This window comes from Clostridium sp. YIM B02500 (assembly GCF_022324665.1).
Classification (GTDB): domain Bacteria; phylum Bacillota; class Clostridia; order Clostridiales; family Clostridiaceae; genus Clostridium; species Clostridium beijerinckii.
This window is the reverse complement of record NZ_JAKGTE010000014.1, coordinates 1-19,235: the sequence shown is the minus strand read 5'-3', so window position 1 is coordinate 19,235 and position 19,235 is coordinate 1. Positions and strand designations below refer to the sequence as shown.

Sequence of the window (19,235 nt, the reverse complement as noted above, 5' to 3'; positions counted from 1 at the left end):
TATATACGCTTACCTATAAATTAATTATAAGTTATTAATAAATAAAGCACCGTGATATAAATCACGGTGCTTTAAAAAATTTTGATAATTTATCTTGATCAATTACTTTAATTTTTCTATTCTCATACTTAATTAATTTATTGTCCAAAAGTACTTTTAGTGATCTGGATACAGTTTCTCTTTTTGAGCCAAGTAAATCTGCTAGATATGTTACACTTATATTCATATTAATAGTTACTCCATCCTCACACTTAACTCCATAATCTCTGCTAAGTTTCCAAAGTTTTGCCGCAAGTTTCTTTTCCATTCTTACTACACCTGTTGCATTCTTTAGCTGCCTATACAATCTTCTTACTTTCATAGCTAATGAGAACATAACATTCTTGGTAAGGATAAAATCATCCTCCATAATCTTTAAAAATGTATATTTGTCATAACTTAATATATAAGACTCTTCAAATATCTCACAATTTATAGACGACGGTAAATCTTGTATAATAACATCATTAATCATTTTACCTCTACCCAAAATGAATATAACACGTTTATTTCCATTCTCATTTAATTTATATAGAGATATACTTCCGCTTAATACTACATATAAAGTAGATACTTCTTCTTTATCTCTAAAAAGATGATTTCCAGGCTTATACTTTTTAACTTCTCCAAAATCCTTAAGCTTGATTAGAGATGATTTAGAAACACCATTAAAAATTTCTAACTCCTCTAACTGTTCTTCAGAAATATTTTTCATAAATAACTCCTAATTACTTACTATAAACTTAGTAAAATAATATTTGCGATAGTAAGCTAACCTAATTATTCTATTATAATAAAATTATTTTATATTAATGATTTCTACGTATACCTCTGCCTTATGAAATATCAATATATATCATTTTAATCAAATAATTCTGCTTCTAACTCTTCAATATTTAAAATTTTAATTATATTTCTATCAAACTCAATATAATTTAGATCTCTAAGATTCATTAATTCTCTTGATAAAGATGGTCTAGGAATACCTAGTGAAGATGCAATTTCTTCTTTATTTTCTTTCAGTTTAACTATTTCACTTTTTTGGCTCTTTGCCTGTTCTAATATGTAGTTTATAACTTTATGTTTGATGCTTTTAAACGCTATACTTTTTATCTTTGAATTTAACATAAATATCTTATTACTCAATGAAGACATAAAGTTCCCTAATACTCTTTCATCACTTGTACATAATTTTAGTATGTCTGCTCTGCTTATATAAAGTATATTACAGTCACTAAAAGCTATAACTGTAGATGGATATTTTGATTTCTTTGAGAATACTAATGCCTCACCAAATACATCTCCATTACTTAGTCTCTTTAGAATTATTTGTTTTCCGCTAAGGTATATTCTTTGAATTTCGACTATCCCCTCTAAAACAAAACCTAAACTATTGCATTCATCTTCTTCATTAGCAATAATTTCTCCCTTTTTATATGATCTTAAATTATATCCAATATTTGAAATAAGATCCCTAATTTCCTCAACACTTAAATCTTGAAAAAATTCATTCCCCTTTAATTTATTAAGTACATCTTCCATATAGAAATTCCTCCAAAAAATATCTAATCAGGGCCCAGACAAAATCAGTCAAAGTTACTCTAAAGATTTTAATAATTCATCTAAATTTCTTTTTAATTCAATAGCACTTTCAGTTGTTATGTTAGCTTTACATACTATTTGACGTGGTACTTCTAATATGTCATCCTTTAGAAGTCTTCCTTTTTCAGTTAATTCAATAATTACTACTCTATCATCATTTGTGTCTCTATATCTTGTTATTAATCCCATTCCTTCAATCTTCTTTAATAGTGGCGTCAATGTACCAGAATCTAAGTGCAATCTTCGTCCTATATCCTTAACCGTACTCTTTTCATCTTCCCATAATACCAGCATCGCGATATATTGTGTATATGTTAGATTGAATTTATCCAGAATTGGTTTATATAATTTTATTATTTCCCTTGATGCTGCATATAAAGAAAAGCAAACTTGATTGTCTAATTTGATACTTTCATATTTTTTTGATTTATTCATAATTCATTCTCCTATAACCGCCATATCATTTATATAAATTTAATTTTAACAAACCAAAGTAAGTTTAACTTTTTTGCTTTGGCATGTCAATTTTAATATAGCACTTTTCGTCCAATACATAAAGCTTACTTATGCTCAATATTATAGATAACATATCTTATTTCTATAACTTTACTATTTTTTAGAAACAGAATCCACATAACTTACTGCCGATAAAGCTGCTATATTGCCTTCTCCAGCTGACTTTATATATTGATATGGCTTTCCAACAATATCGCCAGCTGCGAAACATCCTTTAATACTCGTTCTCATTAATCTATCTACCTCAATATGGTTATCAACTATCTTTAATCCTGGTACCAATTGTCCTGGAGAAATGCTATCTCTAAGTATAAAAATACCATCTGTTTCAATTTCTGAATTCTTTAGCTTCAGCTTGCTTACTTTATCTCCTCCTATAATTCCAACTGGTGTATCATTTATAATTTCTATAGAAGGATCTACCTCAACTTTTTCCTTATACATAGGAATATAATTTACTTTAGATGCTATTGATGCAATAAAATTAGCCTCTTCTTCCTCATGCTTATTATAAGAAACTATTGTAACTACCTTTCCTCTATATAGTGGAGCATCACAAGTTGCACAATATCCTACTCCTTTTCCAAGAAGTCTTTCTTCTCCATCAAATAATTTTCCGTATTCAACACCTGTGGCTAATATTACTGATGTAGCTTCATACATTTTTTCATTTACCATTAAAGCAAAATAGTCTCCCATTGCATATACATTATTGATTCTCTCTTCAGTTATATTTATATCCATTTCTTCTAAATGTTTATTAAACTCTTCTTGCAATTCTTTACCGCTTTTTTTATAAAAGCCTAGATAATTATTTATTTCATGAGCTTTTGCAAGCTTACTAGTAAGTTCCTTATTCCCAAATATTATAAAATTCTTTTTTCTTATTCTTGCATTCAATGCAGCTGACAAACCTGCAGGTCCACTTCCTATTATTGCTATATCATATCTTTCGCTCATCTTTTTTTCCTCCATTTACGTATATTTAATTATAAACCTATTTCTATTATAAACTATCTTATTTAAACTATATAATTATAATATATCTTCTGCACCACTTAATGTCTATTTCAAAAATGCAATAATTTAAGCATTTAACAAATTTATAATATCTTCTTTAATTTTTGATGGCTTTGTTGTTGGAGAATATCGCCATATAACTTCTCCATCTTTATTAACTAAAAACTTAGTAAAATTCCATTTTATATCCTTATTAAAGAGTCCTCTTTTTTTATTTTTCAAGAATTCATATAGCGGATGTGCGCTAGTTCCATTTACATCAATTTTCTCAAACATAGTAAAAGTAACTCCATAATTTAATTTGCAAAACGAATTTATTTCCTCATTGCTAGATGGATCTTGTTTGGCAAACTGATTGCATGGAAAACCTAATATTTCCAATCCCTGATCTTTATATTCCTTATAAATATCTTCTAACTCTTCAAATTGTGGTGTAAATCCGCACTTACTCGCAGTATTTACTATTAAGACTACTTTTCCTTTATATTCTTCCATTTTTACTTCTTGACCATTCATTTTATTTGCAGAAAAACTATAAAAATTCATGATTATCTCTCCTTACATAATTATGCTTAAAAAGTAAACTTTATAAAATTTAATTTTACTCAACTTATTTATTTAAAATTAAAACATAGTACATTTTAATATTGCACTATGTTTTTTAATGTAGAAAATATTTTATAGATTACTTTCAATTGCTTGTTGAATTTTTTCTTTTGGTAAAAATCCTATAAGTTGCTCTGCTTTTTGTCCATCTTTGAATATTATCATTGTTGGAACGCTTGAAATTTGAAACTCATTTGCTAAGTCTAAACTTTGATCTATATCAACTTTAATAAATTTAGCCTTTCCTTCCATTTCGCCTGATAATCCTTCAAGCACTGGAGATAACATTTTACAAGGTCCACACCAAGTTGCAAAGAAATCTACAACTGTAACTCCACTCTCTATTTCATTTTTAAATTCGTTAGTATCTACTATTTTCATACTTCATTCCTCCATCTTATAAATTAAACTAAAGCTTTTTTAAACATATCTCTAGCTATTTTAAACTTTTTTATATTTACTATTCATAAAAAAATTAAATTTTTATAAATTAAATTTAACTCAATCTTTTATAATCATATTGTACTTTTTATAATATTCATTGTCAATATTTTTATTATTATTTAACTATATAAAAAATCAGCTTAAAATGCAAATATTTCTTTGCACGTAAGCTGAGTTATTTGAAATACAAGAATTACTCTAAATATCTTACTTCACTATAACTTTAAATTCATCAAAATTTATCTTATACTCTGTTAGCATATCTATAACAGTATCCCTAAAAGAATTTTGTGGAGATTTTTTTTCAACTGGTTTAATTGATTTCATAGTCTTATTAATATTTTTATTTTTTTTATATTGTTTTGTAAGTACCTCAGCTGTTTTAACAAGTAAGTCATCCCAATCTTCAACATCTATAATATTATCATCCAACTTTATTGCTTTAGGTTCTTTTAATGAAAAATCCTTATATATTTCTATAGCTTCTTCATTAATTAAGGTATTTTTTAATTCTTGTTTTTCTTTATCTATAGATGCTTCTTTCTTAATTTCTACTAAATCTTTTCTTATCTTACAAATACTTTCTTTATCAGATTGTATATTTTTCTCATATTCATCTTGCATCCACTTAACATATTCATTTATGTTTTCAACAACGCTATATATAGCTATAGATGTATCTCTATAAGCTTTACTTAATTTGAAATTCCTATCTTTTTTAATTATTTCATTTGACTTATCTTCAATGTGGTCTATGGTATTTTCTAGTATGCTTGCCAAGTTGCTCAGACCACTTTGAATTTCAATGGACATGGATGGAAAATTTTTAATTACATACTGAATCGTATCTACATCAAAAAGAGATAAATTTTTCTTTTTAGAAATTCTTTTATCAATCTCTAAATTCTCAATTTTAGTTTCATTAGTTACTTGAACTTCTTTTTCTTGAATATCATCTTTTTTAAAAAAACCCATTACTTGACAACCCCATTCATATATTATTTATATAAATATTTTACCATATTATTACATTTATGTTATCATTTTTAGGATTTTTTTATATTATTTTTTTGTCCTTTATAATATTTAATGTGATCCAAAGGATATAAAGTATATCCCTTATTCTATACTCAAGATATTTTTATCAAGATTATTTTTTTATCTTATATCTCTATATTAATTCCTCTCTCTTTATATATGGATTTAAATATCTGTTCTTTTTAATTGTAGACTTTCCTATATTTATTGCTTCTTTAGGGCATATATTTATACAAGCCATACAGTCTGTGCATTTTCCTAACCATTTTGGTCTATTATTTTCCATCACGATATTATCTACCGGGCAAACTTTCTTGCACATATTGCAACTAATGCATTTCTCATTTACATTAAAGTTTCTATCTTTATTTCTATAAAAATCTTTCCATATCTTATATGCTAAATTTCCAATTCCAGCTTTAAAGTTAATTTCTTTAGCATCTCTTCTCTTAACTGACTCTATAAAATTCACTATCTTACTTTCATTTTCTTTTATAGTTTCCTCAGCTCTAGCTTTAGTAGGATTTCTACCTGCTCGTATATAATTAGAAATATACCTAATGGTACAATAATTACTTATTTTAACATTACTTTCTAATAATTTATTAATTTGAACAAAGCTAGTATTTGCTCCTCCTCCTCCTGAAACTCCAATTGCAAAGATATATGCATCTTTATTTATCTTTAACTTTGAGATAAATTCATTAACCACAATTGGTAGTCCTGAACAGTGGATTGGATATATAAATCCAATAATATCTTCGCAAATTTCAAGCTTGTTTTCTTTTAATGCCTTACTCATAGATACCAATTCACAATTTTTAAAACTTTCTTTTACTATTTTTGCTACATACAACGAATTACCAGTGGATGTATTATAAAATATCTTCATTTAAAATTACTCCTCTAACCCCTACTATACCTATTATTCATCAAATAAAAATATATTTATTTGATGAATAATTCCATAAAAATTTTTCTTATTTATTACTAAGATCTATAAATTCTTCTATATCCTCTTCTATAGTTTTTAAAGAATTTCTCCAGAATTCTGTATCATTTATATCTATGCCCATAACTCTTGCTACATCAGCTATTTTATTTTTTCCTGTAATTGAAAGTAATTTTTCATACTCCTTCGAAAAAGTTTTTCCTTTTTTTAAATATTCAGCATATAATCCTTTTGCAAATAATAATCCAAACGCATAAGGAAAATTATAATAATTATACTCGGCATCATAATAATGAGGTTTCCAAGTCCACATATATGGATGTAAAAAATCAGGATCTAATCCATCTCCATATGCTTCTCTTTGAGCGTCCAGCATAAGATCATTTATTTCCTCAACACTTAAAGAACTTCCTTTTCTAGCTTCGAAAAATGATTTTTCAAATAGGAATCTAGAGTATATATCAACAATAACTTGTGTGCAATCGCTAATTTCAGTTTCAAGGATTGCTAAAGCTTCATTCTTAGAAACATCTTTTATTGCTGCCTTTTTTATTATTGTTTCACAAAATGTAGATGCGGTCTCTGCTATCGGCATTGGATAATCTGAATTTAACGTAGTCTCATTATTTAAACACTCTCCGTGAAAACCATGACCTAATTCATGGGCGAGAGTTACTACATCTCCAAAATTATCGCCATAGTTTAGGAGTATTCTACTCTCTCCATTGAAATGTAGATTCTCGCAAAAAGCTCCACCTACTTTTCCTTCCTTTGGTTTTACATCTATCCAATGATTATCAATTGCTTTCCTTGCAAAATCTCCTAAGTTGTCACTAAATGTTCTGAAGTTTTTTTCAACAAATTTAGTACCTTCTTCGTATGTAAACTTCATATCTGCTTCGCAAACAGGTGCATATAAATCATAAAATGGTAGTCCGTTTTTATGACCTAACATTTCACCTTTTCTTCTCAAGTATTTCCTAAATACCGGAAGACTTTCTTTCATAGCTAAAAACATTGCCTCTAAAGACTCTTCACTCATTCTTGAATCTATGAGTGTCTTTTCAAGTGGAGATTTATATCCCCTAAAATCACAAACTGTTAAAACTTCACCCTTTATTCCATTTAATGCCGCAGCTACACCTTCTTCTACTTTTTTATAAGATTTTATTTCTGCTTCATATGCTTTTTTTCTTACAGTTGCATCCTTATCATAGGCCATATTTAAAACCATTGTTAATGGTATATGCTTAATTTCATTATCTTCTTCAATTTCTACTAATAATGTGGAAATCAAATTATCCTTAAGTTTCGCCCAGGCATTTGAGCCTGTATTTTTCATATTAGCAATTATACTTTCTTCCTTATCGCTGAGCAAATATTGACTTTGCTCAACTATATTTTTTAACATAAATTCATGTTCCTTAAGTAGCTTAGACTTACTTATTATTTCATCCAGGCCTTCTATACTGCTAATATATCTTTCAAATTTAACTGAACTTCCAATTAAATTTGTTAATTTCTTTTCTAAAATATCTGAATACCTCAATGCATTCTTATCCTTTGTATTTACGCTTAAGCTTAGATTTATAAAAATACTAATTCTACTAGATAAGTCTGTTACTTTTGTAAATTTATTTATATATTCCTCTAATTTTTCTACTAAGTTATCTTTATTTTTAGTAGCTTCTAATGCCCATTTATTGATTTCTTCAATAATATCTGTTAATTTATTTAAGTCTTGTTTAAATTCATCGCCATCAAATGACGGATATATTTCCTTTAGGCTCCAATTTAGTTCCATAAATATTCACTCCAAGTCTGTATTTATATTTTTCCTAATTTTATTATATACCATTATAATATCAATTATAGGCTATAAAATATTCATTATATAATAAAAATCTAGAAGTTAACTAATAATAATTTTAGTTTACCTTCTAGATTTTCACTGATACTATATGTGCTTTATATTAAAATTGTTATCTGGTAAATTCTAATTTACAATTACATTTGCAATTTCCATCTGTAAATTTAATTATTGTATCCTCTCCTTGATGAATAAGTACTCCATTATCAACATTTTCTATATTAGAAAGTTTCCTAAGTACTAAAGACCACTCTCCTTCAGTGCCTATAGATTCAATAATAATATTTTTTTCATTTTTGGTGACTTCCACTTCAAGAACTTTATTACCTTTCATGTCTACAACACTTGTGGCTGTTTTCTGATTTTCTTTCAATTCATAGGCCAAAATCGATACATTATCTCTATAATTGTAGTCCGGCTTAGAACTTTCATTTCCAACAGCAATTAAACTATTTTCTTTAACCATCATAGGTACACTTAAGTAATCATGTCTTTCTCTGATCCATCTTCCCCCATCATATTTCTTCCCACTTATGAAGTTAGTCCACATTCCTTCTGGTAAATAATAATTTGCTTCTCCCTCTTCATTAAATATAGGTGCAACTAAGATAGAATCTCCAAGCATATATTGTTTATCCAAGTAATTACAAGCTAAATCATCTTGGAATTCTAACATCATAGCTCTCATAGCTGGTATACCTCTTTTTGATGCATCATTAGCTATGTTATATAAATATGGCATTATGCTACATTTAAGCTTAGTAAAAAATCTAACTACATCACAAGCTTCTTCATCATAAAGCCATGGTACTCTATACGAGCTGCTTCCATGTAACCTACTATGGGAAGATAATAATCCAAAGGCAACCCATCTCTTATATACATCAGCTGTTGCAGTACTCTCAAAACCGCCTATATCATGGCTCCAGAATCCAAAACCTGACATGCAGAGAGATAATCCACCTCTTAAACTTTCTGCCATTGATTCATAGTTCGCTTCACAGTCTCCTCCCCAATGTACTGGAAATTGTTGTCCTCCAACAGTCGCTGATCTTGCAAATACTGCTGCCTCATCATCTCCTAAATTTTCTTTTAAAGTTTCAAATACTACCTTATTATATATTTGAGTATAATAGTTGTGCATTTTATATGGATCTGATCCATCGAAATATTCAACCTCTGTTGGTATACGTTCACCAAAATCAGTCTTAAAGCAGTCTACTCCCATATCAATTAATTCTTTAAGCTTACCTGAATACCATTTGCATGCATCTGGATTTGTAAAATCTACAATTCCCATTGCAGGCTGCCATAAATCCCATTGCCACACATCACCATTAGGTTTCTTTATCAAATATCCGTGTTCCATGCCTTCATCAAATAACTTTGACTCTTGAGCAATATATGGATTTATCCAAACACATATTTTTAATCCTTTTTCCTTTAATCTTGTAAGCATTCCCTTTGGATCTGGAAATACTCTGCTATCCCATTCAAAATTACACCAATTAAAATCTTTCATCCAAAAGCAATCAAAATGAAATACTCTAAGTGGCAGATCTCTATCTGCCATGCCATAAACAAAACTATTAACCGTTTCTTCATCATAATTTGTAGTGAAAGATGTTGTTAACCATAATCCAAATGACCACGCTGGTGGAAGTGCTGGTTTACCTGTTAGTGTTGTATAATTTTCAACTACTTCTTTCATTGATTCTCCACCAATTATAAAGTAATCTAAATATTCTCCTGGAACGCTAAATTGAACTTTAGTGACTTTTTCTGAACCAACTTCAAAAGATACCCTTTCAGGATGATTTACAAATACCCCATATCCTTTATTAGTCATATAAAATGGTATGTTTTTATATGACTGCTCTGTACTTGTTCCTCCATCTTCATTCCATATATCTATGCTTTGACCATTCTTTACTAGAGGGGTAAACCTTTCTCCAAGTCCATAAACCAATTCCCCTACGGATAATTGTAATTCTTCCTTCATGAAGACTCCTTCTTCTGGAACCTTCATAAAGACTCTTTCTTCAGCAGTATTAACATATGCTAGTCCTCTTGGCATACTAGACGTTAGCTTTTTATCCCTTTTATAAAAGCTAATTTGAAATACATCTTTATCTATTACAGCTTTAAGATCTCCTGATTTAAATATTATATTTTTTTCATTTTCTTCTATTAAACTATTAACTTCTTCATCTTTATAAATTTCAAAGTTTGGAGACTTTTTTTGTTGTCCCATAAAATGATATGCCCTAACTCTTATTACATTTTTCATTGGAGAAGAGATTTTATATGTTATAACTGGCCCTTTTAATGTATCTCCTCGTTGGTTTATCTTATTACATGGTGTATAAAGAGTTAAAACATCCTCTTCTATTTTAGTACTATAAACTTCTTGAGGGCTAAATATCTGATATCCTGGCTTGTCCAGCCAACATCCATTGCTAAATTTCATATTAATACACTCTCCTACTCTGTTTCCTAAATAAGCTTTTGTCTTTAGGAACTTTATAAATTCTATTATTTTATTTATTCTTTCTATTTAAACTATGCTAAATTATCTAACTATAACATTCCTGTTCTATTAGCCTTTTACAGATCCTGCTGAAACACCACCAACTATATATTTTTGCCCTAATATAAATATAATTAATACAGGTAACAATGTTAATATTATATCGGCACTAACTAAATTCCATGAATTTTCAAATGCTCCGAAGAAATTATAAACAGCTAATGTCATCGGCCATTTTGCAGAATTATTTAAATAATATAAAGGCATTGTAAAGTCATTCCAAACAACCATAAAATTCAAAACAAATAAAGTTGAAATAATCGGTTTTAATAATGGAAGTATTATTTTTATAAATAATCTAATTGGTCCACACCCATCAATAACAGCTGCTTCATCAATCTCTCTAGGAATTGTTGAGATAAATCCATATGATAAAAACAAGCTAAGAGGAATATTAATTGCTGCATAAACAAGAATAATACCTAACCTGGTATTTACAAGATTTAATGCTTGCAAAACTTTCATTAACGCAACGTTGTTAATAGGTATAGCTATACCAGAAAGGATAAAGTAATATATAAAATTATTAATACCTTTACGATTTCTTGCAATAACAAACGCTGCTGCTGCTACTACAATTACAATTATTAAAACACTACAAGTAGCATATAAAAGGCTGTTTAAAAACGATGAGACCAATTTTCCCTGTTCGATTACTGTTTTATAGTTTGCAAATACCCATTCTTTAGGCAGAGAAAGGGACATTTTATTGGATTCACCTTGAGTCTTAAAAGAATTAAGAAATAAAACTACCATTGGTATTAGTACTAATAAACTTATAAAAATTGTTACTATATTGGCTGCTACACTTCCAATTGACTTCTTTAAAGTGACCATTATGCATCTACCTCCTTATTTTCCATGGATTTAATAATGAAATATACTAATAGCAATAATCCAAAGAATAATATACTCGATAATGTGGTACCCATTGCATAATTTCCTTTAGAAAATTCCTTATACACTGCTGTGTTAATTACCCCTGTTGCATTACCTGGCCCTCCATTTGTCAATGAATAAATCATATCAAATACTCTAAATCCATATGTTACATTTAATATTGTTACATTTATAATAATTGGTTTTAATAATGGCAAGGTTATTAAACGAAACTTTTGCCAGAAACTAGCACCATCAATATTTGCCGCCTCATAATAATCAGGAGAAATAGACATCAATCCTGCAATAATTACAACCATTATGTACCCCATACCTTTCCAAGTATCTACAGACATGACAGTTGCAAAAACAATTTTTAAATCAGTCAGCCAATTCATAGCCAAGAAATCCATTCCTACAGATTTAAGAAAATTATTTACAAATCCTGTATCTGGATGTAGCATACTTTTGAAAACAAGTCCTACTACTAAATAAGACATTACTTGAGGAGAAAAGATAACCATTCTATGAAAGTTTTTTAGTTTGATAAATTTTTGTGTTAATAGTAGAGCTAAAGCTAGGCCAACTACAGTTTTCATGATTGTTGTAACTGTAGTAAATAATACCGTATTCCACAAATATGCACGGTATTCCGGTTTCCCCTTAAATACTTCAGCATAATTTTTGAATCCTATAAAATTGATCTTGTCTGTAAAATTGTTCCAATCTGTAAATGAATAAAATATACCTATAATTCCTGGTAAAAAGCAAAGTAAGAAAAATATTAATAGAGCCCCGCTTGTAAAGTACCACGGATATAATTTTTTTCTGTCCATTTAAATCCCTCCATTCTAATAAAATAAGGTTTCAAAAGGAGAAACCTTATTTTCATATAACCGTAATTATTTATCCCAATCAGGATCTTTTTGTAATTTAGCTTGTTCTGTTCTTCTATTCATAATTGTTTCTAATACTTGCTTTGGAGTTGATGAACCACTATACATAGCCTCTAAGTCTTTTCCAATATCCATCCATTGGCTGTCAATATATTTAACGCCAGCTTGCATAACCATTCCTTTTTGCAATGAATCAATGTACGCTTGGTCCTCTTTTGAATATTTTGATTTTACTTCAGGCCAGCATAATTCCGATAATCCTGGTTGTCCATCTAAACGTTTTTGTAAATTCTCAGGTCTTGCTAGGAAATCAAAGAATTTCTTTGCTTCTTCTACATGCTTTCCATTTTTATTTATAAAATATGCATTACTTGCAGGATTCACACCAATTGTTTGGTTATCTCCCCAAGGCATTGCAAATATACCTAACTTATTAACGTCAAAATCAGGAAAATCCGATTTCACTTCATTTCTCCATGCTGATTCTGCTATAAACATTGCAGCTTTTCCTTTTGCCATTGCTTCTTTTGCATTTTCTACTGAATTACTTAAGTAATTATCTCCATAAAAACCTAAATCAGCACATTCTTTTAATTCATTGATTATAGTTTGTAATTCAGGTATAGAATCTAAATCAACTTCATTTTTATTAAGCTTATTATATAAGTCTGGATGCTTTTGTTGATACATTGCTCCTGTTTCAAATAATGGAAGTACTTGATGCCATCCATTTTGAGTTCCTTCATAAATTGGAGTAACTCCTGAATCTTTTATTTTTTGACATACATTTTTGAATTCTTGATAATTAGTTGGTATTTTCAAGCCTAATTTTTCAAATATCTCTTTATTGTAAACATAGAAATACATTTTTTTACCTGGAAAAGTGATACCATAAACTTTGCTATTGTATGAGATTGAAGGAAGAACATTTGGGTCCATTCTCTTTACCCATTCTTCACTTGATACATCTAATACATATTTTTCAGGATTAACTCTTGTTACTAGATTTAAAGGATCGGCATCCGCGCAGAAAATATCTGGAGCCTCACCCGAATCCAATTTCACTTTAAGTAAATCACGCCATTGAGCATCCGGAGAAATTTGAAAATCAATTTTAATTCCTGTTTCTTTTTCAAAATCTTTTGCCAAATCCTGTACAACTCCAGATGTTGGAAGACCAGATTGATGAGATCCAAATGTTAATGTAACTGAATCTCCACTTCCCGATGCACTTTTACTTCCATCTCCACTGCTGCTTCCACACCCTACAAAAGCACTCCCTATCAGTACTGTCATACAAACCGTACTGACTAATTTTAATAAACGTTTACTCATTAACTATACCCCCATTAATATAAATATTTGGTGCATATTTCTGATATGCTTTACATTGGCTACATGCTTATAATATCACTAAGTATATTAATTAGACATAGATAAAAAAGAACTCCGTTTTGCACTTTTTTGAACATTATTATATAATGTGTTTTGGAAAGGAGGATTATAATGAATTATAAATTACGTTATTCTCAAAAGACATACTTATTTTCTATTTATGGGTTACTAGTAGCCTTATTATTGCTTTTATTCTTTCTTTGTTTTTATTACTTTTATAGTGATAATATTTATAAAACAGCCAAAACCAAATCTGAAACTATCAGTGCCTCTATTCATAAATCAGTATCAACCGAATTAAATAATATGTCCACAATATCCATGAATATTGTCTACTCGAATGCTATAAAAAAGAATTTTACTAGTTTTACACATAATAACACAGATACAATAAATCTCGAACATTTTACTCAATCTAGAGAAAACGTTTTAGCTATATATGATATTATTACTGCTATAATCGGTCCCTTTCAATCAGCCAGTCAAGTTAATCTTTATACACAAAATGGAATATGTATAGGATCAGGTTTCTTTCAAGGAGTAATAAATGTAGATTTGAATACTGTACCTTGGTATAAGGGTACATTAGATAAAAATGGTGAAAAAAATATTTTTCTTACTGATAAATTATCATACTCTCCTACTAAAATTGAAAATATGTCAAACCATCATTATCTTTCACTTTCACGTGTATTCTTTAATCGAAATAATGAACCAGAAGGTATTGTTGAAGTAGTACAAGATTGCAACACTGTATTCTCTCTAATTTCAGAATTAAAGCAAAAAAATCCTTCAACATCATTCTATATATATAATGAACATAATGAGTTAGTTTACCCCTATTCATCTGCCCCAGAAGATAATATAAATTATACTAATACTATACAAGAACACAATTTAAGTCCATCAGTTGGGTATTTTATTAATATAGATAGTAAGCATGATGTCCTGATGTCGTATCAAAAAGTCGATTCATATAATTGGACAATCATTGCCGTTGAACCTAAGGAAGTTGTTTTCAGATCATTGCACTCCTTTAAAGAAGGTTTTATTATTATAGCTATAATTTCAATCATTTTTACACTATTTTTATGTTTTATAATTTCAAGTAGATTAACTCAACCTTTAAGTACTTTAACTAATTCTACAAAGATGGTCACTATAGACAGAGTATTAAATGAAAATGAAACTCTATTAGTTCCAATTAATAGTAATATACTTGAAATTTCCGAGCTCTATCAATCGTTTTGTGATATGTATGAAAAATTAAGAGATTCTTCTCATGAAATTTTATTATTAAAATCAGAAGAAACTCGTGCAAAACTACAAGCGACCCAATCTCTTATTAATCCACACTTTTTATATAATAGTTTAACAAATATAAGTATCATGGCTGAAGAAGATATGAATAGCGAAATAATTAATATATGTCATGCATTGTGTGATTATTTCCGTTATATTACAACATGCGATGAAACTGCTGTTCATTTATCTTTAGAAATATCATATACGGAAAAATATATTGAATGTATGAAAATGCGATATGGAAGTGATTTTATTTATACTTCAAATATTCATGAATCAACAAAGAACATTTTAATTCCTAAACTAATAATACAACCTATAGTAGAAAATGCTTTTAAATATGGCTTTAGCTCCTCACCACCTTGGATTTTAGATATCAAATCTTCTATAACAAATGATCAAAAGTGGCTTATATATATCGAAGATAATGGTGGTTGTTTAAGTGATCAAGATAAAGAGAAATTATTATCTAATCTCTATAATTTAAACAGAACTAAAGAACTAAAATCATTAAGGATTGGCGGAATGGGACTTAAAAATGTATATCTAAGATTACAACTTTTATATGGTACTGAAGCTATATTTTCAATTGATAATTCTCAAAAAAATAGAACAATTTTTATAATCGGTGGGCCCATACATCTAAATAAGGAGGATTTTTATGAACAATACACACACCTATAAACTTATTGTTGTTGAAGATGAACATCTTATAAGACAGAATATAATAAAAAAAATTAATTCTTTATCCATTCCTTTTGAATTAGTAGGTGAAGCTAGCAATGGAGAAATTGCCATTCCTCTCATAGAACAGCAATGTCCATCTCTAGTTATTACTGATATAAGAATGCCTCAATACGATGGATTAGAATTAATTAAATATCTCTACAAAAATCATCCTCATATAAAGACTATGGTATTAAGTGGATACAATGATTTTAAATATGCTCAGACTGCATTAAAATATGGTGTAAAAGATTTTTTATTAAAACCAGTAAAAATAGAAGAACTTAGCACTGCTTTACAAAGCATTCTTGTTATGCTTGAGTCCGAAAGTAAAGAATTCTCTTCATTTTCAATTGATCACCACAGTCTAAAGCCTGAAAGCCTAAGCCAGTTACTTGAAAATTACTTGCTTAATAACTATGCCTCTGTGACATCAATAACCGAAATTTCTGAGAAATTTGGATTTACAAGTGAATATATAAGTAAGATTTTTAAGAAATATACCGGAGTAACTCCGATAAAATATATCACTAGAATTCGCATTAATGAAGCCAAACAGCTTTTAATTAATCAGCCTGACTTGGAAATAAAAAAGGTTGGTGAATTGATTGGTTATAAAGATGCCTTCTATTTTAGCAGAGTATTTAAATCTAATGTAGGTGTGTATCCTAGCGACTATAGAATAAAACATTTAAATTATAACTAATAATTCTATATTGTTCTCATAATATTGTGTTTTACACCATATTAATTACTATCATGAATTTATCACTCCAAAGAAAAATAGAAGGCAAACTCTCATATTGACTGTTTGCCTTCTGCCTCTTAAGTAACTAACCAAAAACTTTTAATCTATCAAAACTTTTTCTTAGAACTAAGCTGAATAATTATTTTCTTTATTAACTAAATGACTCCTAACTTTCAAATGCTTGAGATAAGTCATAAATTATATCATCAATATGTTCTGTTCCTATTGAAAGACGGATTGTATTTGGTTTAATTCCTGACTCTGCTAGTTCAGTTTCATTCATTTGAGAATGTGTTGTACTCGCTGGGTGAATTACTAATGATTTAACATCAGCTACATTTGCAAGTAGTGAGAATATTTGTAGTTTATCAATAAATTCCTGTGCTTCCTTTGCTCCACCTTTAATTTCGAATGTGAATATAGAACCTGCTCCCTTAGGAAAATATTTTTTATATAAAGCATTATCAGCGCTCTCTGGTAGCGATGGATGATTAACACTTTCAACCTTTGGATGATTCTTTAAAAATTCTACAACTTTTAAAGCATTCTCAACATGACGTTCAACTCTAAGTGAAAGAGTTTCTAAACCTTGTAATAATATAAATGCATTAAATGGACTTATGCATGCACCCGTATCTCTTAATAAAATAGCACGAATTCTTGTCACATATGCGGCAGCCCCAACTGCTTCTGCGAACTTAATTCCATGATAACTTGGATCTGCTTCTGATAATTGTGGGAACTTTCCTGAACCTATCCAGTCAAACTTTCCTGAGTCCACAATAACTCCACCTAGTGATGTACCATGTCCACCAATAAATTTAGTTGCCGAATGAACAACTATATCTGCCCCATGTTCAATCGGTCTAAATAAGTATGGTGTTCCAAATGTATTGTCCACTATTAGTGGTATTTTATGCTTATGTGCAATTTCTGCTAATGCTTTAACATCTAAAATATTTGAGTTCGGATTTCCAAGTGATTCAATTAAAATTGCTTTAGTATTATCTTGAATTGCATTTTCAAAATTTGATAGGTCAGATGGATCTACAAATGTTGTTGTAACACCGTTTGTAGGAAACGTATGTGCTAACAAATTATAAGATCCTCCATATATAGTTTTTTCTGCAACTATGTGATCACCAGCTTTAGTTATATTTTGCAATGCATATGTTATTGCTGCTGCTCCAGATGCTACCGCAAGAGCTGCCACTCCGCCTTCCAAAGCTGCAACACGTTTTTCAAAAACATCTTGTGTTGAATTTGTTAAACGACCATATATATTTCCAGCATCAGCTAATCCAAATCTTGCTGCTGCATGTGCAGAATTTTTAAATACATATGAAGTTGTTTGGTAAATTGGTACTGCTCTAGAATCTGTTGCTGAATCAGGTTGTTCTTGCCCTACATGAAGTTGAAGTGTTTCAAATTTTAATTTTCTTTCTTGATTACTCATAATTTGTTGCCCCCATTTTATATAATTTTTATTTTTAATATATTTACTATGATTTGTACGTTACCCTAATTTTCTAGATATTATATTTAGATTTGAATTTGATTTTTATCACGACCCTAGAGAAATATACAAATAATTAGACATTTAGATAATAAAAGAGCTACTTTCTAGATAAGAAAGTAGCAAAAAAATATGTACATTCTTATCTTTCAGATAAAATATCTGCAGGAATTAGCACCTTAAATTAAAATAGATTTTTAATTCAGGTTGCTAGGCATCATAGGGCCAGTCCCTCCGCCTTTCTTGATAAAAATTATTATATTATATTATTCTTAGTTGTTTACTATGATATAAAGTATACATTTTATTGCTATATATGTCAACAGTATTTTAAATTTTGTATGTATTTTTTATTAATTAGTTATTTTATCTAGAATTCACAGTCATATATTCTAAATAAACCCAGTCGCAATGTTTCTTTTCTACTTTACAAATATTTAATCTTGATAGATAATAATTATTATAAAAGACATGGAGGTAATAAAATGGAAAGTTTAACTTTAGAAGAAGGAATGAAAGCTCCTGATTTCACATTAGTAGGATCTGATAAAAAAGAACATAAATTAAGTGATTATTTAAATAAAAAAGTCATCTTGTACTTTTACCCTAAAGATAATACTCCTGGCTGTTCACAAGAAGCACAAGATTTTAAAAATGGTTTGGATGATTTTGAAATGAAAAATGCTGTTATTTTAGGTATAAGCAGAGATTCTCTAGCGTCTCATGATAAATTTATTGCAAAATATGAATTGCCCTTCATTCTTCTTTCAGATGAAAAAGAGGAGGTATGTAATCTCTACGGCGTATTAAAGGAAAAAAATATGTTTGGGAAGAAATCCATAGGTATTGAAAGAAGTACATTCGTAATAGATGAAAATGGGATTATATCAAAGATTTATAGGAAAGTTAAAGTTACAGGACATATAGAACAATTAAAATGTTCTATATAATAATTTAATTATTTAAAATATTGTATGATAATAAATAAAAAAAGATAGTTATTACAACTATCTTTTTTTGCTTACCTCGCAACGTCCTACTCTGCCACACAGTCTCCCATGCAGTACCATCGGCGCTATAGACCTTAACTTTC

17 protein-coding genes and 1 riboswitch are annotated in these 19,235 nt (G+C 29.0%); of the genes, 3 read left to right on the top strand and 14 right to left on the bottom strand.

What is annotated here, in order from left to right; genetic code table 11:
* Window positions 1-61: 61 nt before the first annotated feature.
* The 13 genes from L1S46_RS13100 to L1S46_RS13040 form a co-directional block, all read right to left on the bottom strand.
* Window positions 62-754 carry a Crp/Fnr family transcriptional regulator gene (locus tag L1S46_RS13100; RefSeq protein WP_238900234.1) on the bottom strand — a complete coding sequence of 231 codons (693 nt, stop codon included), beginning with the start codon at window positions 752-754 and terminating at the stop codon, window positions 62-64.
* A gap of 146 nt (window positions 755-900) precedes the next feature.
* Complete coding sequence (locus tag L1S46_RS13095) at window positions 901-1,581, bottom strand: Crp/Fnr family transcriptional regulator (RefSeq protein WP_011968124.1); 681 nt, start codon at window positions 1,579-1,581, stop codon at window positions 901-903.
* A 54-nt stretch (window positions 1,582-1,635) separates the two neighbouring features.
* On the bottom strand, window positions 1,636-2,076 hold the full coding sequence (locus L1S46_RS13090; protein ID WP_011968123.1) for a MarR family transcriptional regulator: 441 nt from the start codon (window positions 2,074-2,076) through the stop codon (window positions 1,636-1,638).
* Window positions 2,077-2,250: 174 nt separating this feature from the next.
* Window positions 2,251-3,117, bottom strand: coding sequence for an NAD(P)/FAD-dependent oxidoreductase (locus L1S46_RS13085; RefSeq protein WP_017211742.1), 867 nt, complete (start codon window positions 3,115-3,117; stop codon window positions 2,251-2,253).
* Between the two features lie 126 nt (window positions 3,118-3,243).
* The gene (locus tag L1S46_RS13080) at window positions 3,244-3,723 is read right to left on the bottom strand and encodes a glutathione peroxidase (protein WP_238900233.1); all 480 of its coding nucleotides are present in this window, start codon (window positions 3,721-3,723) and stop codon (window positions 3,244-3,246) included.
* Between the two features lie 132 nt (window positions 3,724-3,855).
* Window positions 3,856-4,164 (bottom strand): thioredoxin, encoded by a 309-nt coding sequence (trxA, locus tag L1S46_RS13075; protein ID WP_011968120.1) that lies wholly within the window; start codon window positions 4,162-4,164, stop codon window positions 3,856-3,858.
* 270 nt (window positions 4,165-4,434) lie between these two features.
* Entirely contained in the window at window positions 4,435-5,202 is a 768-nt protein-coding gene (locus tag L1S46_RS13070) for a hypothetical protein (protein WP_238900232.1), read from the bottom strand.
* Window positions 5,203-5,398: 196 nt separating this feature from the next.
* On the bottom strand, window positions 5,399-6,157 hold the full coding sequence (locus tag L1S46_RS13065) for an EFR1 family ferrodoxin (protein ID WP_238900231.1): 759 nt from the start codon (window positions 6,155-6,157) through the stop codon (window positions 5,399-5,401).
* An 88-nt stretch (window positions 6,158-6,245) separates the two neighbouring features.
* Complete coding sequence (locus L1S46_RS13060) at window positions 6,246-8,021, bottom strand: M3 family oligoendopeptidase (protein ID WP_238900230.1); 1,776 nt, start codon at window positions 8,019-8,021, stop codon at window positions 6,246-6,248.
* A 178-nt stretch (window positions 8,022-8,199) separates the two neighbouring features.
* The gene (gene yicI / locus L1S46_RS13055) at window positions 8,200-10,557 is read right to left on the bottom strand and encodes an alpha-xylosidase (protein WP_238900229.1); all 2,358 of its coding nucleotides are present in this window, start codon (window positions 10,555-10,557) and stop codon (window positions 8,200-8,202) included.
* 129 nt (window positions 10,558-10,686) lie between these two features.
* The gene (locus L1S46_RS13050) at window positions 10,687-11,514 is read right to left on the bottom strand and encodes a carbohydrate ABC transporter permease (protein ID WP_011968115.1); all 828 of its coding nucleotides are present in this window, start codon (window positions 11,512-11,514) and stop codon (window positions 10,687-10,689) included.
* Window positions 11,514-12,392, bottom strand: coding sequence for a sugar ABC transporter permease (locus tag L1S46_RS13045; protein WP_011968114.1), 879 nt, complete (start codon window positions 12,390-12,392; stop codon window positions 11,514-11,516). Before L1S46_RS13045 ends, L1S46_RS13050 begins: the two co-directional genes overlap by 1 nt.
* A gap of 66 nt (window positions 12,393-12,458) precedes the next feature.
* The gene (locus L1S46_RS13040; protein ID WP_026885528.1) at window positions 12,459-13,787 is read right to left on the bottom strand and encodes an ABC transporter substrate-binding protein; all 1,329 of its coding nucleotides are present in this window, start codon (window positions 13,785-13,787) and stop codon (window positions 12,459-12,461) included.
* A 171-nt stretch (window positions 13,788-13,958) separates the two neighbouring features.
* Between L1S46_RS13040 and L1S46_RS13035 the strand changes: the two genes are divergently transcribed.
* Both L1S46_RS13035 and L1S46_RS13030 read left to right on the top strand, forming a co-directional pair.
* Complete coding sequence (locus L1S46_RS13035) at window positions 13,959-15,836, top strand: sensor histidine kinase (protein WP_238900228.1); 1,878 nt, start codon at window positions 13,959-13,961, stop codon at window positions 15,834-15,836.
* Window positions 15,814-16,584 carry a response regulator gene (locus L1S46_RS13030; RefSeq protein ID WP_011968111.1) on the top strand — a complete coding sequence of 257 codons (771 nt, stop codon included), beginning with the start codon at window positions 15,814-15,816 and terminating at the stop codon, window positions 16,582-16,584. The genes L1S46_RS13035 and L1S46_RS13030 overlap by 23 nt, the downstream gene beginning before the upstream one ends.
* Before the next feature lie 208 nt (window positions 16,585-16,792).
* Here the strand turns inward: L1S46_RS13030 and L1S46_RS13025 are convergent, their stop codons facing one another.
* Entirely contained in the window at window positions 16,793-18,082 is a 1,290-nt protein-coding gene (locus tag L1S46_RS13025; protein ID WP_017211732.1) for an O-acetylhomoserine aminocarboxypropyltransferase/cysteine synthase family protein, read from the bottom strand.
* A gap of 199 nt (window positions 18,083-18,281) precedes the next feature.
* Window positions 18,282-18,395, bottom strand: a riboswitch (SAM riboswitch).
* A 232-nt stretch (window positions 18,396-18,627) separates the two neighbouring features.
* Here L1S46_RS13025 and L1S46_RS13020 point away from each other — a divergent pair.
* Window positions 18,628-19,092 carry a peroxiredoxin gene (locus tag L1S46_RS13020; protein WP_238860553.1) on the top strand — a complete coding sequence of 155 codons (465 nt, stop codon included), beginning with the start codon at window positions 18,628-18,630 and terminating at the stop codon, window positions 19,090-19,092.
* Window positions 19,093-19,235 lie beyond the last annotated feature (143 nt).